This is a genomic window from Kitasatospora sp. NBC_00374 (genome assembly GCF_041434935.1).
GTDB lineage: Bacteria > Actinomycetota > Actinomycetes > Streptomycetales > Streptomycetaceae > Kitasatospora.
This window is the reverse complement of record NZ_CP107964.1, coordinates 2,982,772-3,004,522: the sequence shown is the minus strand read 5'-3', so window position 1 is coordinate 3,004,522 and position 21,751 is coordinate 2,982,772. Positions and strand designations below refer to the sequence as shown.

At 73.1% G+C, this 21,751-nt stretch carries 18 protein-coding genes; 5 read left to right on the top strand and 13 right to left on the bottom strand.

The genetic code is table 11. The features are described from left to right. Positions 1–201 precede the first annotated feature (201 nt). Positions 202–2,613 carry a ComEC/Rec2 family competence protein gene (locus OG871_RS13500; protein WP_371496997.1) on the top strand — a complete coding sequence of 804 codons (2,412 nt, stop codon included), beginning with the start codon at positions 202–204 and terminating at the stop codon, positions 2,611–2,613. Positions 2,614–2,626: 13 nt separating this feature from the next. Here the strand turns inward: OG871_RS13500 and OG871_RS13495 are convergent, their stop codons facing one another. Beyond that, positions 2,627–3,496: a helix-turn-helix transcriptional regulator gene (locus OG871_RS13495; protein WP_371496996.1), complete on the bottom strand. Its 870-nt coding sequence runs from the start codon at positions 3,494–3,496 to the stop codon at positions 2,627–2,629. Between the two features lie 157 nt (positions 3,497–3,653). Continuing rightward, complete coding sequence (locus tag OG871_RS13490; protein ID WP_371496995.1) at positions 3,654–3,917, bottom strand: hypothetical protein; 264 nt, start codon at positions 3,915–3,917, stop codon at positions 3,654–3,656. A gap of 71 nt (positions 3,918–3,988) precedes the next feature. On the opposite strand from OG871_RS13490, the gene holA reads away from it, so the two are divergent. Further along, positions 3,989–4,984 (top strand): DNA polymerase III subunit delta, encoded by a 996-nt coding sequence (gene holA, locus OG871_RS13485; protein WP_371496994.1) that lies wholly within the window; start codon positions 3,989–3,991, stop codon positions 4,982–4,984. Between the two features lie 51 nt (positions 4,985–5,035). On the opposite strand, the gene OG871_RS13480 is transcribed toward holA, so the two are convergent. The 3 genes from OG871_RS13480 to OG871_RS13470 all read right to left on the bottom strand — a co-directional run bounded on the left by OG871_RS13480 (position 5,036) and on the right by OG871_RS13470 (position 7,024). Further along, complete coding sequence (locus tag OG871_RS13480) at positions 5,036–5,842, bottom strand: hypothetical protein (RefSeq protein WP_371496993.1); 807 nt, start codon at positions 5,840–5,842, stop codon at positions 5,036–5,038. Positions 5,843–6,290: 448 nt separating this feature from the next. Then, positions 6,291–6,557, bottom strand: a complete 267-nt coding sequence (gene rpsT, locus OG871_RS13475; RefSeq protein WP_350640779.1) for a 30S ribosomal protein S20 — start codon at positions 6,555–6,557, stop codon at positions 6,291–6,293. Between the two features lie 161 nt (positions 6,558–6,718). Next, positions 6,719–7,024, bottom strand: a complete 306-nt coding sequence (locus OG871_RS13470) for an antibiotic biosynthesis monooxygenase (RefSeq protein ID WP_371496992.1) — start codon at positions 7,022–7,024, stop codon at positions 6,719–6,721. Between the two features lie 212 nt (positions 7,025–7,236). Here OG871_RS13470 and lepA point away from each other — a divergent pair, with 212 nt between their 5' ends. Then, positions 7,237–9,105, top strand: coding sequence for a translation elongation factor 4 (lepA, locus tag OG871_RS13465; protein ID WP_371496991.1), 1,869 nt, complete (start codon positions 7,237–7,239; stop codon positions 9,103–9,105). Between the two features lie 78 nt (positions 9,106–9,183). Here lepA and OG871_RS13460 read toward each other — a convergent pair whose 3' ends face one another. The 5 genes from OG871_RS13460 to OG871_RS13440 all read right to left on the bottom strand — a co-directional run bounded on the left by OG871_RS13460 (position 9,184) and on the right by OG871_RS13440 (position 15,713). Next, complete coding sequence (locus OG871_RS13460; protein ID WP_371496989.1) at positions 9,184–9,762, bottom strand: hypothetical protein; 579 nt, start codon at positions 9,760–9,762, stop codon at positions 9,184–9,186. A gap of 68 nt (positions 9,763–9,830) precedes the next feature. Then, the gene (locus OG871_RS13455) at positions 9,831–10,901 is read right to left on the bottom strand and encodes an NAD(P)/FAD-dependent oxidoreductase (protein WP_371496988.1); all 1,071 of its coding nucleotides are present in this window, start codon (positions 10,899–10,901) and stop codon (positions 9,831–9,833) included. 95 nt (positions 10,902–10,996) lie between these two features. Then, complete coding sequence (sigJ, locus tag OG871_RS13450; RefSeq protein WP_371496987.1) at positions 10,997–11,878, bottom strand: RNA polymerase sigma factor SigJ; 882 nt, start codon at positions 11,876–11,878, stop codon at positions 10,997–10,999. An 83-nt stretch (positions 11,879–11,961) separates the two neighbouring features. Next, positions 11,962–13,860 carry an ABC transporter ATP-binding protein gene (locus tag OG871_RS13445; protein ID WP_371503296.1) on the bottom strand — a complete coding sequence of 633 codons (1,899 nt, stop codon included), beginning with the start codon at positions 13,858–13,860 and terminating at the stop codon, positions 11,962–11,964. 119 nt (positions 13,861–13,979) lie between these two features. After that, positions 13,980–15,713: an ABC transporter ATP-binding protein gene (locus OG871_RS13440; RefSeq protein WP_371496986.1), complete on the bottom strand. Its 1,734-nt coding sequence runs from the start codon at positions 15,711–15,713 to the stop codon at positions 13,980–13,982. A 283-nt stretch (positions 15,714–15,996) separates the two neighbouring features. Here OG871_RS13440 and OG871_RS13435 point away from each other — a divergent pair, with 283 nt between their 5' ends. Both OG871_RS13435 and hemW read left to right on the top strand, forming a co-directional pair. Beyond that, a complete protein-coding gene (locus OG871_RS13435; protein WP_371496985.1) occupies positions 15,997–17,895 on the top strand; it encodes a long-chain fatty acid--CoA ligase in 1,899 nt (632 codons plus the stop codon). 69 nt (positions 17,896–17,964) lie between these two features. After that, a complete protein-coding gene (gene hemW, locus OG871_RS13430; protein ID WP_371496984.1) occupies positions 17,965–19,194 on the top strand; it encodes a radical SAM family heme chaperone HemW in 1,230 nt (409 codons plus the stop codon). Between the two features lie 30 nt (positions 19,195–19,224). On the opposite strand, the gene OG871_RS13425 is transcribed toward hemW, so the two are convergent. From OG871_RS13425 to OG871_RS13415, 3 genes are all read right to left on the bottom strand, one after another. Further along, a complete protein-coding gene (locus OG871_RS13425) occupies positions 19,225–19,668 on the bottom strand; it encodes a spore-associated protein A (protein WP_371496983.1) in 444 nt (147 codons plus the stop codon). Between the two features lie 25 nt (positions 19,669–19,693). Further along, complete coding sequence (locus tag OG871_RS13420; RefSeq protein ID WP_371496982.1) at positions 19,694–20,665, bottom strand: helix-turn-helix domain-containing protein; 972 nt, start codon at positions 20,663–20,665, stop codon at positions 19,694–19,696. Positions 20,666–20,818: 153 nt separating this feature from the next. After that, the gene (locus OG871_RS13415) at positions 20,819–21,664 is read right to left on the bottom strand and encodes a class I SAM-dependent methyltransferase (RefSeq protein ID WP_371496981.1); all 846 of its coding nucleotides are present in this window, start codon (positions 21,662–21,664) and stop codon (positions 20,819–20,821) included. Positions 21,665–21,751 lie beyond the last annotated feature (87 nt).

Sequence of the window (21,751 nt, the reverse complement as noted above, 5' to 3'; positions counted from 1 at the left end):
CCGCCACCGCTCGGCCCACAGGGAGGTGCCACCATCCCGTACCACCACCCCGACGCCCCGTCCGGCATCCCGGGACGGGCCGACCTCCGGCTGCTCCTCCCGGCCGTCTCCGCCTGGGCGGTCACCGCGTCCGTCCTCGACAGCGATCCCGAGAACCACCCGCTGGTCCTGCTCGCCGCAGGGCTGGCCGGGGCCGCCGCCGTGGTCCTGTTCGCTGTCACGGGCCGCCGTCGACGGTCGGCGCACCTGGTGATCGCGGCAGCCCTGCTCACCGGGGCCGCCGCGGCCACGACCACCGTCCTGCACACCGCGGATCTCCACCGCGGCCCGCTCGCGGCCCTCGCCAACCCGACCGCTGCCCCCGGGCCCGTCCCCGAGCCCGTCCCCGACTCCGCCGCGCCCGCCCCTCCGCCACCCACGCCCGCGGCCGGTACGGACGTGACCGTGGAACTGACGGTGTCGGGCGACCCCAGATCCCGCAGCCCCCGGGCGCGCGGCACCGCGGCCGCCCGTCCGATCCTCACGGTGGCCGCGCTGGTCGACCAGGTCCGGCGCGAGGGGCCCGGCCACCCGGCGGTCGCCACCCGGACTCCGGTCACCCTGATGGTCCGCGCCGAGGACGCGGCCGCCTGGCAGCGGCTGATCCCGTCCACCCGGGTCGGCGCGGACGTCCGGGTGATGCCCGCCGGCCCCGGCCGGCACGACACGGCCGCACTCCTGCTCGTCCACGGCCCACCGCGGCCGCTCGCCCCGCCCAGCCTCCCGCAGCGAGTGGCGGCCCATCTGCGCGGCGGTCTCCGTGCGGCCTGCGCGCACCTTCCACCGGAACCCGGCGGCCTGCTTCCGGGACTGGTCGTCGGTGACACCTCACGGCTGCCGGAAGAGCTGTCGGAGGACTTCCGCGCCACCGACCTCGGCCACCTCACGGCCGTCAGCGGAGCCAACCTCGCCATCGTGCTGACGGTCCTGCTCGGCAACCCGGGCCGGGCCGGCACCTCCGAACGGGGCGGACTGGCCCGGCTGCTCGGGCTGTCCCTGCGCACCACCGCCCTCCTCGGGACGGGACTGACCCTCGCCTTCGTCACGGTCTGCCGACCCGAGCCGAGCGTCCTGAGAGCAGCCGCCACCGGCCTGATCGGCCTGCTCGCGCTCGCCCACGGGCGTCCGCGCCAGGCACTGCCCGCGCTCTCCGGGGCCGTGCTGGTCCTGATCCTCTGGGATCCCTACCTCGCCCGCTCGTTCGGGTTCCTGCTGTCCGCCCTGGCCACGGCAGGCCTGCTCACTCTCGGACCGCGCTGGACGGCGGCCCTGCTGGCCCGAGGCTGGCCGCGGCACCTGGCCACCGCGGCGGCGGCCACCGCGGCCGCCCAGGCGTTCTGCGCACCCGTCACCGTCCTGCTCGCCCCTCGGGTCAGTCTGGTCGCCATCCCGTGCAACCTGTTGGCCGAGGCCGCCGTGGCACCGGCCACCCTGCTCGGATTCGCGGTGCTCACCGCCGACCCGCTCTCGCACGGCGCCGCGCGTCTGCTCGCCGACCTGGCCGCCGTTCCGGCCGGCTGGCTGGTCCTGGTCGCGCGGTACGGTGCCACCCTGCCGGGCGCCCAACTCGCCTGGCCCGGCGGCCTGTCGGGCGCGGCGCTGCTGGCTGCCACGGTCCTCGCGCTCTGCTGGGCCGTCCCCTCCCTTCCGGCCGGCCGGACCACCCGGCACCCGGGCGTTCGGCGGCTGCGTCGGATCCTCGCGCTGGCCTGCGCCCTGCTGGTCCCGATCGCGCTGCTGCGCCCTCCCACCCTCACCAGGCTCGCCACCGGCTGGCCACCGCCCGGCTGGCGGCTGGTCCTGTGCGACATCGGCCAGGGCGACATGGCAGTGCTCCCCCTCACCACCGACACCGCGGTCGTGGTGGACACCGGCCCGGACCCGAAGGCCGCCGACTCCTGCCTGCGTGACCTCGGGATCACCAGGATCCCCATTCTGATCCTCAGCCACTTCCACGCGGACCACGTCGAGGGACTGCCCGGGGTGCTGCGCGGCCGTCAGGTCGGCGCCGTGCAGACCACCACGCTGGACGACCCGCCGGCGGAACAGGGCCGGGTGGTCCGCTGGGCCGCCGGCGCCAGGGTGCCGCTGCTGCGCGCCGAGCGCGGTGAACGCCGGACGGCGGGGCCGGGTTTGTCCTGGGAGGTGCTGTGGCCGGACGGCACCCCGGGCCCCGCCACCCCCGGGGCCAACAACGCCAGTGTCGCGCTCCTCGTCACGGTCGGCCCGGCCACGGACGCACTGCGCATCGCGCTGCTGGGGGATCTGGAGCCCCCGGCCCAGGCAGCCCTGTTCGAGCGCGGCCCGCCACCCGGCGGGGTGCAGGTGCTCAAGGTCGCCCACCACGGCTCGTCCCACCAGGACTGGGCCCTCGCCGCGGCCCTGCACCCACGGCTCGCCCTGATCAGCTGCGGCGCCGACAATCCGTACGGTCATCCCTCGGCGCACACCGTCGAGCGGCTCCGGGCGCAGGGGGCGACCGTCCTGCGGACGGACCGCTCGGGCGACATCGCCGTCCTGGGGGCCGGCAGCACCCTGGCGACGGCGGCCCACCCGCACCCGCCACGGGAGTGACGGCCCGGGCGCGTCAGACCCGCTGCGCCGGTGTGTCCGCGGCCTCGAAGCGCTCGTTGCCCACCACCCGCAGCAGCTCCAGATGGGCGCCGTCCGAGCTGCCGGGCGGCGGGGTGAAGATGAGCAGCCGCTGGTCCTCGGTCGGGGTCAGCAGCGTCTCGCAGTCCAGGTTGACCGGGCCGATCACCGGGTGCACCACGCGCATCCGTCCGGAGCGCCGGACGGCCACCTCGTGCAGGTCCCAGACGGCGGAGAACTCCGCGCTGGCCGCCCGCAACCGCTTGACCAGGGCGGCCGAGGGCGCGTCGTTGGCCCGGCGGGCGACGGCCGCGCGCAGGTCGGCGACGTGGACCCGGCTCCAGTGGTCGTGCTCCTCGACGGGGTAGGCGGCCCGGGTGGCGGGGTCGGTGAACCAGCGCCACACCACGTTGCGGTTGTCCGGATCCAGCGGGCAGACCCCGCCGAACAGCGCCGTGGCGATGGCGTTCTGCGCGAGGAGGTCGCCGAGGTCGCTGACGATCTGGGCCGGTGTCTCCTTCAGCTGATCCAGCAGGTACAGCAGCCCGGGCTTGATGTGCTCCCCGGAGGGCCGTCCGGCCGGCGGGCGGTGCCCGGCGAGCAGGAAGAGGTGGTCGCGTTCGTCCTCGGTCAGCCGGAGGGCCCGGGCCAGTGCGCCCAGCATCTGTCCGGACGGCTGCGGACCGCGGGCCTGCTCCAGCCGGATGTAGTAGTCCGCCGACATTCCGGCGAGCTGCACCACCTCCTCGCGCCGCAGCCCCGGGGTGCGGCGGCGGGGACCGTCCGGCAGCCCGACGTCCTGCGGACGGAGGCGTTCCCGGGAGCGGCGGAGGAAGTCTGCGAGTTCACGGCGGTCCATCTCCATGGCCCCATCCTGCCTCGACATCCCGACGGGCAGTCAGGGATCGCCGATCCCTGTCAGGTCGGGCCGGGCCCGCCGTCCGCGGGTGGCCGGCTTCGGCGCCCGCGCGTGGCCGGGCCTGCCGCTCGCGCTCGGCGGGCCCGGCCCGGCCGAGGGGCCGTCAGTCCTCCTCGCGCCAGCCCTCGTACTCGGCCGCGAGTCCGTCCAGCCGGGCCAGCTGCTCGGCCGACCAGCCACCGTCCTCCGGGGCCTCCAGCACCACCAGCCACTGGGCGTCCTCGGCGTCGTCCTCCCCGGCCAGGGCGTCCCGGACGAGCTCCGGCCGGCCGAGCCCGGCGAACTCCGCCGTCAGCTTCCCGGCGGCCTCCTCGGCGGCGTCGCGGTCGGGCAGGACGAGCAGTTGGCGGGCGTGGTTCGCGGTCATCGCACCATTGTCCAACCCCGCGGGAGCGCTCCGCGCAGAGGTGTCGGCGGCTCGTGCGATCCTGGTACGCGATGGCCAGGAAGAGTGCACCCGACGACCTGCTCGCCCCGCTGACCCTCGTGGTCGGTCAGGAGGAGCTGCTGCTGGACCGTGCGGTCGCCGAGGTGGTGGCCGCCGCGAAGGCCGCCGACCCGGACACCGACGTCCGCGATCTCGCGCCCGGTGCGCTCCAGCCCGGCAGCCTGGCCGAGCTGACCACACCGTCCCTCTTCGCCGAGCGCAAGGTGATCGTGGTCCGGGCGGCCCAGGATCTCTCCGCCGACTCCGTCAAGGAGGTCAAGGCGCACTTCGACTTCCCGGTCGAAGAAGTGATCATGGTGCTGGTGCACGCGGGCGGCGCCAAGGGCAAGGGCCTGCTGGACGCGGCGAAGAAGGCCGGCGCCCGTGAGGTGGCGTGCCCCAAGCTGACCAAGGCGAGCGAGCGGCTGGCCTTCGTCCGCAACGAGTTCCGCAAGCTCGGCCGCTCGGCCACCCCGGAGGCCGGTCAGGCGCTGCTGGACTCGCTCGGCAGCGACCTGCGCGAGCTGGCCGCGGCCTGCAGCCAGCTCACCGCGGACATCGAGGGCACCATCGACGAGACGGCGGTCGCCAGGTACTACAGCGGCCGGGCCGAGGCCACCGGCTTCGAGGTGGCGGACCTCGCCGTCACCGGTCGCGCGGCGGAGGCCCTGGAGCGGCTGCGCTGGGCGCTCGCGGTCGGCCAGCCCCCGACCGGCATCACCTACGCGCTGGCGGCCGGCGTCCGCAGTATCGGCCGGCTGGCCACCGTCGGGCGCAACATGCGCCCCGCCGATCTGGCCCGGGAACTGGGCATGCCGCCGTGGAAGGTGGACCGGGTCCGCCAGCAGATGCGCGGCTGGACGGGCGACGGCGTGGCGGCCGCCCTCACCGCGATCGCGCAGGCGGACGCCGCGGTCAAGGGCGGTTCCGACGACCCGGCCTACGCGCTGGAGCGAGCCGTGGTCGCCGTCGCGCGGGCCTCCCGGATGAGCGCCCGACCGTACTGAGCGGGACGCCCCTTCCGAAGGCTCCCGACCCCGCTACCGGGCGCCGGTGGCTCAGATCCGGCCGCCGAGCGCCTTCAGCGCGTCCCGGCTGTCGATCAGCAGCGCCTGCCGGATCTCGTCGCGGTTGGGCACGGTCGCCGACTTCCCCTCCTGGTACGAGCCGGACCAGCTGGCGTAGTAGGTCATCCCGCCCTGGCGGACGTAGAGCACCTGGGTGAGATAGTGCCAGGTCTTGTCCGCGCCGCTGGTGTCGTCGAGGTAGCCGACGTAGGCGTCGTCGCCGAGGCTGGGCACCGAGCTGATCTCGTACTTGCGCTGCTGCAGCCCCGAGCGCTGGGCCTCGAACTCGGTCTGCGGGTCGATCTTCCGGTGCAGCTGGACGTCCAGGTAGAGCGAGACGTAGTCGGTGTCGTTGCTGAGCTTCTTGCGGTACTGGCTGCAGTACATGTCGTCCAGCGCGGCGTGCCGGGTGGTGTAGTGGTACGGCGTTCCGGACTGCGCCGGGTACAGCTGGCCGAACTTCGCCGGCTTGACGGTCTCGCAGAGGTTGTCGACCACCCGGTAGGAGCCCACGCTCGCGGGCCGGCCGTTGCCGGGCGCGACCAGATCGGGCACGGCCAGCACGGCGGCCGTCCAGACCACCGATGCCAGCACCGCACCGCCGACGCCCCACAGCAGCCCGCGCCCGCCACCGGCGGAGCTCCGCGCGGCCGGCCCGGCCTGGCCGGGCCCGTACCCGGATGCGGTCGGCTGGCCGCCCGGCAGCGGGCCGCCCTGCCGCCCGATCTGCTGGCCGGGCTGCTGACCTGGCGCGGTGCCGTAGGGCGAGGAGGGCACGTTCGGCGGTGGTGTCGACATCGGGGCCCCCAGCTGGCCTGTCCTACGCTGCGATCGGCGGTCGCCCCGAACCATACCGGTGCGCGGGTCGGCCCAGCGTGGACCGATCACCCGGGAGTGGGTCCGTGGACGGAGCATCCCCCGTACGGCCCTGCGGCGGCCCTCGACGGCCCCGCGGCGACCTCACGACGCGACGGTCCTGCCGATGTCGACCGACCCCGCACACGCCGACAGGCGCCGCACCGGCCCGGGGAATGGGGCTCAGCTGCGACGCCTGTCGTGATGTTGCTGTGTACCGCACCCGCGTGGCGAACGCAGGCCGCGTGCGGTACGGAGTCCTGTCCACCTCGGGCTTCCGGATAGAGGGCCGGAGGGGCCGTCGAGGGGTGGTCGGCGCGGAGCGGGTAGAGGGCCGCTGGTCACGCCGTCCGGTCCGGGCCGGGCCCGGTGGTGGTGCGTGGGGCGAGAATCAGGCGGCGGCGTTGTTGACGCGCTTGGTGATCGCCGACTTCTTGTTGGCGGCCTGGTTCTTGTGGATGACGCCCTTGCTCACGGCCTTGTCGAGGGCACGGGAGGCGGCGCGCGCCAGCTCGGTGGCCTTCTCGACCTCACCGGCGGCAGCGGCCTCGCGGGCCTTGCGCACGGCGGTCTTCAGCGAGGACTTGACGGCCTTGTTGCGCAGGCGCGCCTTCTCGTTGGTCTTGTTGCGCTTGATCTGGGACTTGATGTTCGCCACGAAGGAGCCTCAGTCTGTGTGAATTTCGATGTGGAACGGGTGTTGCACCCGGCGGCCTTCGAACCAGCCGAGAGGGCATGCCGAGGCCAGGTGCAGCGACCCAGGCTAGCAGGGGGCCCGGCCGCGTCCCAAACCGGCTCGGCCGCGAGCCGGCCCGCGCCCTAGCCGCGCAGCACCGGTTCGCCGTAGTGCTCGACCTCGGGAAACGGCTCGTAGAAGTGGTGCAGCAGCTCCCGCCACCGGACGTACTCGGCGGAGCGCCGGAAGCCCTCGGTGTGGTCCTGGAGCGTCTCCCAGCCGACCTGGAGCAGGAAGCGGGACCGCCGGCCGTCGTCCAGGCAGCGCCGCAGCTCCAGCGAGCGGAATCCGGGCTGGACCGAGATCAGCGGCCGGGCTTGCTCGAAGGCGGCCACAAAGGCCTCCTCCTGCCCGGGCCGGACGTCCAGCAGCGCGCTCTCCAGGATCATGGGCGGCCATCCTGCCGTATCCGGGGCCGCCCGGGAGGGGCGGCTGCGGGAGCGGGGAGAGCGGCCGGGGAGAGCTGACCGGCACCGAAGGCCGGGCTCGTGGGAAGATGGGCGGAACCATATCGATCGGACGAGACCGTCCGGTCGCCGGGAACGTGGTCAGAGATGACCCGCAGACCCCGGCCCCCGGACCAACGGAGAATCGGACCAAGGTGCCCGCGACCCCCAGCAACGTGCCAGAGCCCAGCCGGACCGACCCGGCGGTGATCCGCAACTTCTGCATCATCGCCCACATCGACCACGGCAAGTCCACGCTCGCCGACCGGATGCTGCAGATCACCGGTGTGGTCGACCCCCGGCAGATGCGCGCCCAGTACCTCGACCGGATGGACATCGAGCGTGAGCGCGGTATCACCATCAAGTCGCAGGCGGTCCGCCTTCCGTGGGCCCCCCGGACCGGCGACAAGGCCGGCGCCACGCACATCCTGAACATGATCGACACCCCCGGCCACGTGGACTTCACGTACGAGGTGTCCCGCTCCCTGGCCGCCTGCGAGGGCACCGTCCTGGTGGTCGACGCGGCCCAGGGCATCGAGGCGCAGACCCTCGCCAACCTGTACCTGGCGCTGGAGAACGACCTCACGATCATCCCGGTGCTCAACAAGATCGACCTGCCGGCCGCCCAGCCCGAGAAGTACGCGGCCGAGCTCGCGCACATCATCGGCTGCGACCCCGCCGACGTGCTCAAGGTCAGCGCCAAGACCGGCCTCGGCGTCGAGGACCTGCTCGACCACGTGGTCGAGAAGATCCCCGCCCCGGTGGGCGTCAAGGACGCCCCCGCCCGCGCGATGATCTTCGACTCGGTCTACGACTCCTACCGCGGCGTGGTCACCTACGTCCGGGTGGTCGACGGCCAGCTCACCAAGCGTGAGCGGATCGCGATGATGTCGACCGGCGCGACCCACGAGCTGCTGGAGATCGGCGTCATCTCGCCCGAGCCCAAGGTCGCCGACGGCCTCGGCGTCGGCGAGGTGGGCTACATCATCACCGGTGTGAAGGACGTCCGGCAGTCCAAGGTCGGTGACACCATCACCTCGATGCACAAGGGTGCGACCGAGGCGCTGGGCGGCTACAAGGACCCGCGTCCGATGGTGTTCTCCGGCCTCTACCCGCTGGACGGCAGCGACTACCCGCTGCTGCGCGACGCCCTCGACAAGCTGCGCCTCAACGACGCCGCGCTGGTCTACGAGCCGGAGACCTCGGTCGCGCTCGGCTTCGGCTACCGCTGTGGCTTCCTCGGCCTGCTGCACCTGGAGATCATCCGGGAGCGGCTGGAGCGCGAGTTCAACCTCGACCTGATCTCCACCGCCCCCAACGTGATCTACCGCGTGGTGATGGAGGACGGCACCGAGCACACCGTCACCAACCCCAGCGAGTTCCCGACCGGCAAGATCGCCGAGGTGTACGAGCCGGTCGTGCGCGGCACCATCCTGGCGCCCAACGAGTTCGTCGGCGCCATCATGGAGCTCTGCCAGACCCGCCGCGGCAACCTCCAGGGCATGGACTACCTCTCCGAGGACCGGGTCGAGCTGCGCTACACGCTGCCGCTGGCCGAGATCGTCTTCGACTTCTTCGACCAGCTGAAGTCCAAGACCCGCGGCTACGGCTCCTTCGACTACGAGCCGATCGGCGAGCAGAGCGCCAGCCTGGTGAAGGTCGACATCCTGCTGCACGGCGACGCGGTGGACGCCTTCTCCGCGATCGTGCACAAGGACAAGGCCTACAACTACGGCGTGATGATGGCCGGCAAGCTCCAGAAGCTGATCCCGCGCCAGCAGTTCGAGGTGCCGATCCAGGCGGCCATCGGCTCCCGGGTGATCGCCCGTGAGACGGTCCGCGCGATCCGCAAGGACGTCCTCGCCAAGTGCTACGGCGGTGACATCTCGCGTAAGCGCAAGCTGCTGGAGAAGCAGAAGGAGGGCAAGAAGCGGATGAAGATGGTCGGCCGCGTGGAGGTCCCGCAGGAGGCCTTCATCGCCGCGCTGTCCACCGACGCGGACGCCCCGAAGGAGAAGAAGTAACGGCTCCGGAGCCCCGGTAGCACGGCGGAGGCCGCCACCCGTACGACCGGGGTGGCGGCCTTTGCCGCGTCCGGGGGTTCAGCGCCGGCAGGGGAACCCGGGATCCATGGTGATCACGACGCCGGGGGCGTGCCGCCCGACGGTGGCCAGCAGCGCGTCGGTGTCCAGCGTCCAGCCGTTCACCGCCCGGCTGGCGGACACCAGCTCGGCGGACACCCCGGACAGGCCCTCGACCACCGCCCGGCCGTGGACGCCGGTCGGCGTGCCCGGCAGTCGGGACGCGCCGGGCACCCGGTTCACCCCGATGTGCGGCATGCTGCTCAGCGGCACCTGCTGGAGCCAGAGCCGGACGCCGGTCACCTCGCTCCACGGCACCAGGAGGGTGGTGGCCGCGTAGCGCAGCGGGTTGCCGCCGAGCAGGATGCCGTCGGCGTCGACGCGCAGCGCCACCCGGCGGCTGGCGCAGCCGTACGCCATCACCAGACCGCCGCCGCCGAACAGGGCCAGCCCGAGCACCTGGAGCGTCAGCGTGAGGATGCCGCCCGAGGAGTCTGGCAGCAGCAGCCCCACGACGAACAGCGCACACAGGAGCATCAGGCCGACGGTGCGGCGGGTCCAGCCGTAGCGGGCCTCGTAGACCCCTTCGGTGATCAACACCAGCTGGATTGTGCCAGCCGCCGCCGGACCGGGGAAGATCCTTCCGCCCCGGGACACCGGCGGGCGCCTCAGCGCAGCGCCAGCACCACGCCGTTGACGATCGCGGCCTTGGTCAGCCGGGCGAGCGCCCCGGTGACGGCGCCCGGCCGCATCGAGTCGTCCCCGTGGATCAGCTGGACCAGCCCGTCCCCGCGCCCGAGGCTCAGGCACTGCACGCCGTACCGGAAGGCGAACGGCCCGGAGGTCCCCCGGGCCAGCCGCCTGCCCAGGTAGCGGCCCATCGGCTGGGCGGTGGCGCAGCCCATCCGCAGGGTCCCGGTGCCGGGGACGGTGACGGCCGCGGCGTCGCCGATCACGTACACCTCGGGGTGCGAGACCGAGCGCAGGTAGGCGTCGACCACCGCCCGGCCGGCGGGGTCGACGGTCAGCCCGGCCTCGGCCGCCAGCGGGTGCGGTTCCATCGAGGCGGCCCAGGCGACCACGTCCGCCGGTACGGCGCCGTCGGTGGTGCTCAGCCCGTCCGCGGTGACGGCGGTGACCTCGGTGTGCTCGTGCAGCCGGACGCCGAGCCGGTCGAACACCCGCAGGACGTGCCCCCGGCCCTTCGCGGAGAACCACCCGCCGACCTGGCCGGCCGCGACGATCCGGACCTGCCAGGCCGGGTGGGCCTCGGCCAGTTCGGCGGCCAGCTCGATGCCGGTGGCGCCACCGCCGACCACGGCGACGGTGCCGGGCGCGGGTGCCTCGGCGAGCCGGCGGCGGATCTCGGACGCCCGTTCGGCGGTCAGCGCGTGCTCGGCGACCCCGGGGACGGACCGCCCGGCGGTGCGGCTGCCCAGCGCGTACACCAGGGTGTCGTAGGGGACGGCCTCGCCGGTGTCCAGCAGGACCTTGCGGGCCGTCAGGTCCAGTCCGGTGACCCGGGCCCGGAGGTGGGTCACCCGGCGCCCTCGGATCACCCGGTCGAGTGCGGGGCGGTGTTCCCGCCGTCCGGCCGCCGTCTCGTGCTCGCGGACCCGGTGCAGGAAGCGGGACTCGGGGGCGATCAGGGTGACCCGGTGGCGGCGCCCCGCCCGGGTCGCCGCGCTCAGCCCGGCGTAGCCCGCGCCGATCACCACGATGTGCTGCTGCCCGGCCATGTCGTCCTCCTCCGTCGGTGCGCGGTCCGCCGCGCGTTCGGGAAGGGGACGACGCAGCCCGCCGCGGTGTGACATCGGCGTGGACGTGAGCTGCGTCACACCACGTGGGTGAGCTTCTCCGGGTTGACCACGATGTGGGCCTCGGTGATCCGGCCCTCCCGGACGGAGAGCGCGAGCACCCCGCCGACCCGGCCCGGCGCCTCGTAGAAGACCATCCCCGGCTCGCCGTTGACCCGGGCGAACGCGAAGGAGGCGGTCGAGCCGGGCACGAAGGCCCGGGCGGTCAGGCCGAGGATCAGGCGGGCGACCTTGTCCGCGCCGTACACCGGGCGGGCACCGGCGCTGACCACGCCGCCGCCGTCCGAGTGCCAGACCACCTCGGGGTCGAGTACGGCGAGCAGCCCCTCCAGATCGCCGTTGGTGGTGGCGGCGGCGAAGGCGTGCACGACCTGCCGGTGCTCCGCCGGGTCCACCGTGCTGTGCCGGCCGCCGTCGCGGACCCGGCGGCGGGCCCGGGAGGCCAGCTGGCGGGCGGCGTCGGGGGTGCGGTCGAGCGAGGCGGCGATCTCGTCGAAGCCGACCGCGAAGACGTCGTGCAGCACGAAGGCGGCCCGCTCGGCCGGGGTGAGCTGCTCCATCACGGCGAGTATCGCCAGCGACACGGACTCGCCCAGTTCGGCGCGGTGCGCGGGGGAGTCCTCCTCGGCGACCGCGGGCTCGGGCAGCCACTCGCCGAAGTAGGCCTCCCGGCGGGCCCGGGCGGAGCCCAGCTGGTCGTAGCAGAGCCGGGTGACCACGGTGGTGAGGTACGCGCGGGGCTCGGCGACCTGCTGCCGGTCGACGGCGCGCCAGCGCAGCCAGGCCTCCTGCAGCACGTCCTCGGCGTCGGTCAGGGAGCCGAGCAGCCGGTAGGCGACCGAGCCGAGGTAGCGGCGGTTCGACTCGAAGGCGTCCGGGGCGGCCGGTGCTTCGTCCATCACCCGCCCACGGTAGCGCGGGCCGCAACGCGAGGGGGGAGGCCGGTGGTGCCGGTCTCCCCCCTCGCGGCCGATCGGCCCGCTCAGTCGACCTCGGCGACCGCCTGGGCGAACTGGGCCTGGTAGAGCCGGTGGTACGCGCCTTGAGCGGCGATCAGGTCGTCGTGCGAGCCCTGCTCGACGATCGAGCCGTTCTCCATCACCAGGATCACGTCGGCGTCGCGGATGGTGGAGAGCCGGTGGGCGATCACGAAGCTGGTCCGGCCGCTGCGCAGCCGGGCCATCGCGCGCTGGATCAGGACCTCGGTGCGGGTGTCCACCGAGCTGGTGGCCTCGTCCAGCACCAGGATGCTGGGCTGGGCCAGGAAGGCCCGGGCGATCGTGATCAGCTGCTTCTCGCCGGCGCTGACGTTCGCGCCCTCGTCGTCGATCACGGTGTCGTAGCCGTCGGCGAGGGTCCGTACGAAGCGGTCCACGTGGGCCGCCTTCGCCGCCTCGACGACCTGCTCGCGGGTGGCGCCGTCGGCGCCGTACGCGATGTTGTCGGCGATGGAGCCGCCGAACAGCCAGGTGTCCTGGAGCACCATGCCGATTCCGGCGCGCAGTTCCTCGCGGGACATCGCGGCGATGTCCACCCCGTCCAGGGTGATCCGGCCGCCGCTGACCTCGTAGAACCGCATCAGCAGGTTGACCATGGTGGTCTTGCCGGCGCCGGTCGGGCCGACGATGGCCACCGTGTGGCCGGGCTCGACCTTGAGGGACAGGCCGTCGATCAGGGGCTTGTCCGCGTCGTACCGGAAGGCGACGTCCTCGAAGGCGACCCGGCCGTTGAGCTCCGCGGGGCGCTGCGGCATGGCCGGCTCCGGGCTCTGCTCGTGGGCGTCCAGCAGTTCGAAGACCCGCTCGGCGGAGGCCACCCCGGACTGCACCAGGTTTGCCATCGAGGCGACCTGGGTGAGCGGCTGGCTGAACTGCCGGGAGTACTGGATGAAGGCCTGCACGTCGCCGACGGTGAGCGCGCCGCTCGCCACCCGCAGTCCGCCGACCACCGCGACCAGCACGTAGTTCAGGTTGCCGATCAGCATCATCGCGGGCTGGATGATCCCGGAGATGAACTGGGCCCGGAAGCTGGACTCGTAGAGGTCCTCGTTCTCCTTGCGGAAGGTCTCGGCGGCCTCCTTCTGCCGGCCGAACACCTTGACCAGGGAGTGGCCGGTGTACATCTCCTCGATGTGCGCGTTCAGCTTGCCGGTGGTCCGCCACTGGGCGACGAACTGCGGCTGTGCCCGCTTGCCGACCCGGGTCGCCACGACCACCGAGAGCGGTACCGAGATCAGCGCGATCAGGGCCAGCAGCCAGGAGATCCAGAACATCATCGCCAGCACGCCGACGATGGTCAGCAGCGAGTTCACCACCTGGCCCATGGTCTGCTGCATGGACTGGCCGATGTTGTCGATGTCGTTGGTGGCCCGGCTGAGCACCTCGCCGCGGGACTGCTTGTCGAAGTAGCTCAGCGGCAGCCGGGAGATCTTCGTCTCGACGTCCTGGCGGAGCCGGAAGACGGTGCGCTGGATGGCGGTGGTGGCCAGCCGGCCCTGGACGATGCCGAACACCGCCGAGGCGACGTAGATCGCCAGCACCCAGAGCAGCACGGTGCCGATCGCGTCGAAGTCCATCGCCTGGCCGGGGGTGAAGTCGATGGTGGAGAGCACGTCGGCGACGTTGGTGTCGCCCGCGGCCCGCCTGGCCTCGATCACCTGGTCGCGGGTCGGCCCGGCCGGGGTCTGCCCGCCGGCCACACCCGCGGCGATCAGGTCGGTGGCCCGGCCGAGGATCTTCGGGCCGACCACGGCGCAGCCGATGCTGAGCGTGCCGAGCGCCAGCACGCCGTAGAGCAGGGCCCGCTGGGGCCGGAGCATGGTGAGCAGCCGCCGGCCGGAGCCCTTGAAGTCCATCGACTTCTCGGCGCCCTGGGCGCCCATGAACCGGGCCGGACCGGGACCGCCGCGCCGGGCGGCCGCCTCCTGGGAGCCGCCGACCGCGCCGCCGGCCGGTCTGTCGCTCGCGGGGCCGCCGGGGTTGGGGCCCTGCTTCGGGGTGGTCACGCCGCCTCCTGCTCGGTGAGCTGGGAGAGCACGATCTCCCGGTATGTCGGGTTGTCGGCCATCAGTTGGTGATGGGTGCCGCTGCCGACCACCGCGCCCTCGTCGAGCACGATGATCCGGTCGGCGTCGCGGATGGTGGAGACCCGCTGGGCGACGATCACCACGGTGGCGTCGGCGGTGTCCGCGGCAAGGGCCCGGCGCAGCTTGGCGTCGGTCGCGTAGTCGAGGGCCGAGAAGGAGTCGTCGAACAGGTAGATCTCCGGCCGCCGGACGAGCGCCCGGGCGATCGCCAGCCGCTGGCGCTGCCCGCCGGAGACGTTGGTGCCGCCCTGCGCGACCGGTGCCTGCAGGCCGCCTTCCAGCCGCTCGACGAACTCCTTGGCCTGCGCGGTCTCCAGGGCCTGCCAGAGCTCCTCGTCGGTGGCGTCGGGCCGGCCGTAGCGGAGGTTGGAGGCGATCGTGCCGGTGAACAGGTAGGGCTTCTGCGGGACCAGGCCGATCACCTCGGCCAGCCGCTCGGGGGCGATCTCACGCACGTCCACGCCGTTGACCAGCACGGCGCCGCCGGTGGCGTCGAACAGCCGGGGGACCAGGCCGAGCAGGGTGGACTTGCCGCTGCCGGTGGAGCCGATGACCGCGGTGGTCTCGCCGGGCCGGGCCGTGATGTCGATGCCGCGCAGCACCGAGGCCTCGGCGCCGGGGAAGCGGAAGTCGACGCCGCGCAGTTCGAGGTGGCCGTGCGAGCGCAGCTCGGTGACCGGGGAGGCGGGCGGCACGACGCTGGACTCGGTGGCCAGCACCTCCTGGATCCGCTCGGCGCAGACCTCGGCGCGCGGCACCATCATGAACATGAAGGTGGCCATCATGACGCTCATCAGGATCTGCATCAGGTAGGACAGGAAGGCGCCCAGCGCGCCGATCTGCATCGCTCCGCTGTCGACCCGGTGCGCGCCGAACCACAGCACCGCGACGCTGGAGATGTTCACCACGGCCATCACGGCCGGGAACATGAAGGCCAGCAGCCGGCCGACCTTCAGCGAGACGTCGGCGAGCTCCTCGTTGGCGGCGCCGAAGCGCTGCTGCTCGTGGCCGTCCTTCACGAAGGCCCGGATGACCCGGATGCCGGTGATCTGCTCGCGCAGGATCCGGTTGACCCCGTCGATCCGGGTCTGCATGCCGCGGAACTGCGGTCGCAGGCGGCGGATCAGCACCACGACGACGGCGCCGAGCATCGGGATGACCAGCAGCAGCAGGCCGGACAGCGGCACGTCCAGGTTGAGTGCCATGACGACGCCGCCGACGCACATGATCGGCGCGGCCACCATCAGGGTGAAGGCCAGCATGGTGAGCATCTGGACCTGCTGGACGTCGTTGGTGGTGCGGGTGATCAGCGAGGGTGCGCCGAACTGGCCGAGCTCGCGGGCCGAGAAGCTCTGCACCCGGTCGAAGACGGCGGCGCGGATGTCCCGGCCGACCGCCATCGCGGTGCGGGCCGCGTAGTAGACGGCGCCGATCGAGCAGAGCACCTGGGCCAGTGAGACGGCGATCATCACGCCGCCGATCCGCAGGATGTAGCCGGTGTCGCCCTTGAGCACGCCGTCGTCGATGATGTCGGCGTTCAGCGTGGGCAGGTACAGCATGCCGATGGTGGAGACGAGTTGGAGCAGGACCAGGAGAAGGATCGGTTGTGAGTAGGGCCTCAGATGGGCCCGGAGAAGTCTGATGAGCACCGTGACACTCTCGTCGTCGCCGGGATGCCGCGCATCCCCGTTTTTGATTCGGAACTGCAAGGGTCCGGCCTCTTCGGTACCGAACCTGCGGGCTTGTACAGTCCTTTGCACTGCCGGTCCGTCGGCGTGCCACCCGTCGTGACCCCCTTACGGAACGGCTCCGTACCCCCTAGGCTGCTGATTGCCGTCTTGTTACTCGCTGGTTAATAAGTCGGCCGGACGCGGCTGCCCCCCACAGTCGCTGTCACTCCACCCTTGGCCACCCGCCCCCCGGAGGTCCCCGTTGAGCAGCGTGCAGTCCATGATCGAGCGGCGTCCGCCCTCCGTGGCACACCTCTTCCTCAGCAGGGTAGAGGCCACTCCCGGCCATGAGGCGTACCGGTATCCCGCGCCGGTCGACGAGCACGCCGCGGACGGGGCGCCCGGCGCCGAGCAGTGGCGCTCGCTGACCTGGGCGCAGACCGCGGAGCGGGTGAAGGCCGCCGCCGCGGGTCTGATGTCGCTCGGCATCGTGTCGGAGGACCGGGTCGCGATCTCCTCCTCCACCAGGATCGAGTGGATCATCGCCGACCTGGGCAACATGTGCGCGGGCGCGGCCACCACGACCGTCTACCCCAGCACCAACGCCGACGAGTCGGCCTTCATTCTCGCCAACGCCCAGTGCAAGGCGATGTTCGCCGAGAACGAGTCCCAGCTCGCCAAGACCGTCGCCGAGAAGGACAAGCTCCCCGCACTCGAGTACGTGGTGCTGTTCGACGCCCCGGCCGGGCCGGTCGAGACCGCCGGGCTGACCGTGCTCACCCTGGCCGAGCTGGAGGAGCGCGGCGCCGCCCACCTGGCCGAGCACCCGGACGCGGTCGACAAGGCCGTCGAGGCGATCGACAAGGAGCAGCTGGCCACCCTGATCTACACCTCGGGCACCACCGGCCGCCCCAAGGGCGTGCGCCTGGTGCACGACTGCTGGGCGTACGAGGGCCTGGCCCAGCAGGAGAGCGGGCTGCTGCGCGCCGAGGACGTCCAGTTCATGTGGCTGCCGCTGTCCCACGTCTTCGGCAAGACCCTGATCTCGGGCCAGATCGCCACCGGCCACGTGATGGCCCTGGACGGCCGGGTGGACCGGATCATCCACAACCTGCCGGTGATCCGCCCGACCCTGATGGCCTCCGCGCCCCGGATCTTCGAGAAGGTCTACAACGGGATCGCCGGCCGGGCCCGTGCCGAGGGCGGCGCCAAGTACAAGATCTTCATGTGGGCGGCCGGCGTCGCCCGCGAGTACGCCCGGGTCACCCAGGAGAACCGGGTCGCGACCGGCCGGGACAGCGCGCCGCTCGCCCTGCGGGTCCAGCACGCGATCGCCGACCGGCTGGTCTACGCGAAGATCCGCGCGGCGTTCGGCGGACGGCTGCGCGGCGCGGTCTCCGGCAGCGCGGCGCTGGCGCCCGAGATCGGCTACTTCTTCAAGGGCGCCGGTGTGCCGGTGCTGGAGGGCTACGGGCTGACCGAGACCTCGGCCGGCTCCACCGTCAACCGCTCCGAGGACTTCCGGGTCGGCACGGTCGGCACCGCGCTGCCCGGCACCGAGGTCCGGATCGCCGAGGACGGCGAGATCCTGCTGCGCGGCCCCGGCGTGATGCGCGGCTACCACAACCTGCCCGAGCAGACCGCCGAGGTGCTGGAGCCGGACGGCTGGTTCCACACCGGTGACATCGGCGAGCTCGACAAGGACGGCTACCTGCGGATCACCGACCGCAAGAAGGACATGTTCAAGACCTCCGGCGGCAAGTACGTCGCGCCGAGCGAGGTCGAGGGCAAGTTCAAGGCGATCTGCCCGTTCGTCAGCAACATCCTGGTGATCGGCAACGGCCGCAACTACTGCACCGCGCTGATCGGCCTGGACGAGGCGGTGATCATGCCGTGGGCCGCCGAGCACGGCCTGGCGGGCAAGTCCTACGCCGAGGTGGTCGCCGACCCGGCGGTGCACACCCTGATCGAGGGGTTCGTGAAGCGGCTCAACACCGAGCTGCAGCGCTGGCAGACGATCAAGAAGTTCTCGCTGCTCCCGCGTGACCTGGACATCGAGCACGGCGAGCTCACCCCGAGCCTGAAGATCAAGCGTCCGGTGGTCGAGAAGACCTACGCCGACGCCGTCGCCGGGATGTACGCGGGCACCGTCGAGGCGTGAGCCGCCCCGTCCCGTACGGTCCGAGGCTGCCGCCGCCGAGCAGTCCGGGCCGTACGGGACAATGGGGGAATGCCCTCCGCACTCCCCGACGGCGAACCCGTGCCGTCCGACGGTTCCCTGCCCGCCCACGCCCTGACCGGGCTGGGGGAGCGGCCCTTCGGCTTCTACGTGCACGTGCCGTACTGCGCCACCCGCTGTGGCTACTGCGACTTCAACACCTACACCGCGACCGAGCTGCGCTCGGCCGGCACGGTGGCCTCGCAGGAGACCTACGCGGACAACCTGGTGGCCGAGGTGCGGCTGGCCCGCCGGGTGCTGGGCGAGGCCGAGCTGCCGGTCCGGACGGTCTTCCTCGGCGGCGGCACCCCGACCCTGCTGCCCGCCCGTGACCTGGTGCGGATGCTGGCCGCGATCCGGGACGAGTTCGGCCTGGCGCCGGACGCCGAGGTCACCACCGAGGCCAACCCCGAGTCGGTCGACCCGGCCTATCTGGCCGAGCTGCGCGAGGGCGGCTTCAACCGGATCTCCTTCGGCATGCAGAGCGCCCGCCCGCACGTGCTCCGGCTGCTCGACCGGCACCACACCCCCGGCCGCCCGGAGGCCTGCGTGGCCGAGGCGCGTGCGGCCGGCTTCGAGCACGTCAACCTGGACCTGATCTACGGCACCCCCGGTGAGTCCGACGACGACTGGCGGGCCTCCCTGGACGCCGCGATCGGCGCCGGCCCGGACCACGTCTCCGCCTACTCGCTGATCGTCGAGGACGGCACCAAGCTGGCCGCCCGGGTCAAGCGCGGCGAGCTGCCCATGATCGACGACGACGTGCACGCCGACCGCTACCTGATCGCCGAACAGGCGCTCGCCGCGGCCGGGTACGCCTGGTACGAGGTCTCCAACTGGGCCACCACCCCCGAGGGCCGCTGCCGCCACAACGAGCTCTACTGGACCGGCGGCGACTGGTGGGGCGCCGGCCCCGGCGCGCACAGCCACGTCGGCGGGGTCCGCTGGTGGAACGCCAAGCACCCCGCCGCGTACGCGCAAGCGCTGGCCGAGGGCCGCACCCCGGCCCTGGGCCGCGAGCTGCTGGCCGGCGAGGACCGCCGGGTCGAGCGGATCCTGCTGGAGCTGCGACTGGTCGACGGCTGCCCGCTGACCCTGCTCACCCCGGACGGCCTGCGGGCCGCCGACCGCGCGCTGGCCGACGGCCTGCTGGACCCGGCCGCCTACGGCGACGGCCGGGCCGCTCTCACCCTGCGCGGCCGGCTGCTGGCCGACGGCGTGGTCCGGGACCTGGTGGACTGACCCGCGGCGCCGTGCGGGCGGGCGCGGGGCTCAGCAGTTGGTGTCGTTGACGATCATCGTGGCGCTGCCGATCGCGCCGAACCAGTCGATGCAGTGGCCCTTGCCGTAGACGTACACCGGCCCGGCGTAGCCGCCGAAGTAGCCCTCGTCGACGCTCGCCCAGCCCGGGTCCTCGCCCTGCGAGATCTTGACCGACATCCAGGGCTTGGTCCCGTCGTTCCTGCGGACCGTCACGGCACAGTTGTAGCCGTTGGAGCTGTTGTAGGTGAGGTAGATCGTGCCCTCGCCGACGGGCGCGGAGTTGACCACCCCGTAGCCCGACCCGCAGGCGCCGTTGTAGGGCGCCGAGAGGATCTGCTGCTCGGCGGCGCCGGCCGGGACGGTCGCCAGCGCGGTCAGCGCGGCGGCCCCGAGCATCGCCTTCGCCAGCAGGCCGCCGGGGCGCCGGGTACGGCCGTCCGTCTGTGCGGTCATGTCGTTCTCCCTGGGGGATCCGTGGTCACCGGTTGCGCAGGCCTCGTGGCCCGGGCCAAGACTCGCCCTGCCAGCCGTGCGAGGTCTTGTACGAAAGCGAAAGCGGCTCCTCGGGCAGCACGGCGGTGGTGATCCGGCCCACCAGCCGGTCGGTCGGCTCGGCCCCCGCCGGGGCGGCCCGGTGGCCGAGGAACGCGCCGGGGGAGCAGCCGACCATCGAGCGGAAGGTGCGGTCCAGGTGCGCCTGGTCGTAGTAGCCGCACAGGGCCGCGATCTCGGCCCCGGTCAGCTCGGGCCGCGCCACGAACGCCGCCAGGGTCCGTTGCAGGCGCAGGATCTGGGCCACCTGCTTGGGCGGCAGGCCGACCTGCGCACGGAACCGGCTCTGCAGCCGGCGCAGGCTCCAGCCGCTCTCCTGCGCGAGCCGGGCGACCGGGACGGTGCCGGCCGAGCGGCGCAGCCCGGCCCAGGCCAGGCCGACCTCCGGGGCCCAGTCGTGGCCGGCGGCGAGCCGGGCGGTGAAGAACGCGTCCAGGAGGGCGAAGCGCAGGGTCCACCCGGAGGCACCGGCCAGCCGGTCCACCAGCTCGGCGGCCGGCGGGCCGAGCACATCGCGCAGGTCGGCCCACTGGGACGCCAGCTCGGCGGCGACCGGCCCGAGGACGGCGTACGCCCCCCGGGGGGTCAGCGAGACCGCCACCCCGTGCATCCGTCCGCCGTGCTCGCCGATGGAGGCGGTGCGGTGCAGGCCCGCCACCGAGGAGACCAGCGAGCCGCGCGAGCCGCCTGAGACCGCGTCGAGCAGCCGCATCGGTGCGCCGAACCCGATGGTCAGCGTCAGGACGTCGGTCGGTACCTCGAGGCGCCGTCGCGGCTGGCGCAGATCCTGCCGGAAGCCCCGGTACCCGAGGATGTGGCCGCGCAGCCGGGGCTCCGGCCGTCCCTCGACCAGTTCCCACGCGCCCCCGGCGCCGGTCGATCCCTGTGCTGTTCGCATGTCGTACCCCCACGGTCGAAGCCGAGCAGCTTGGCATGCTCACGCTTTCAAGACCGTCGGGCTGTCGCCCGCCCGAACGCCCGCCTTGGCCGAAGCCGGACCCCGGTCGCAGGGCGGTCCCTCGACATCCGGCCGAAAACCCACCGCCGGCGCTCAGCCGCCCCCGCGGCCGCTCCCGGCGGCCTCTCCCCAGGCGGTGATCATGCCGGGGGAGAGGTCGGCGAAGTCCGGCGAGGCGAGGTCGCGCTCGGCGGCCGCCAGGGTGTCGGCGTCGACCAGGCCGGTGGCGAGCATCGCCTCCCGCACCCGGCGCCAGGTGTCCAGCCAGAAGGCGGTGATCGGCGCCCCCGGGGTCAGCGGCGGGACGTAGACCTCCGCGCCCACCCCGGTGAGCCCGGCCTCGCGCAGCCTGACGGGGTACCGCGGCGTCCAGCCGACGTCCGTGCCGATGGACTCGCGAAGGCCCCGCCACATCGCCCGCATGGCGAGGCGGTACGGGCTGTCCGGCGCCCCGGCGGTGGTGAGGTCGATCGCGTCGCTGAGGACCAGCCGCCCGCCCGGGGCGAGCAGCCCGGCGAGGCGGGCGATCGTCCGCCGGCTGTCGGGCAGGTGCATCAGCAGGAACCGGGCGTGCACCAGGTCGAAGCGGCCGGGGTCGAAGTCCGCCGAGGTGATGTCGGCGGCCAGGGTGCGCAGCCGGGGGCCGGCGTACGGCTCGACGAAGCGCGGGTCCCGGTCGACGGCCAGTACGTCCGCGCCGACCTCCTCGGCCAGCCAGCGCGACACCGTGCCCGTGCCGGCGCCCAGATCCAGGCAGCGCAGCCCCGGACGGGCGCCGAGGGCCAGTAACCGGGCCCGTGTGAAGCCGTCGTAGGCGACGGCGCCGAAGTCGATCCGCTCGGCCTCACCCGGGGCGCCGGGCTCGAAGAGGTCCCGGCCGTAGGAGCCGGGTACCGCGGGGCGTCCGGGCGGTACGGGGTTCGCCCGATCGGTGGCCATCGGTCCTCCCGTCCGCCCGGGGAGCCCGGTGCGCGGAGACTGCGGGGACCTCACCAGCGTATCCGCGATCGACCGCCGCGCCCGGGC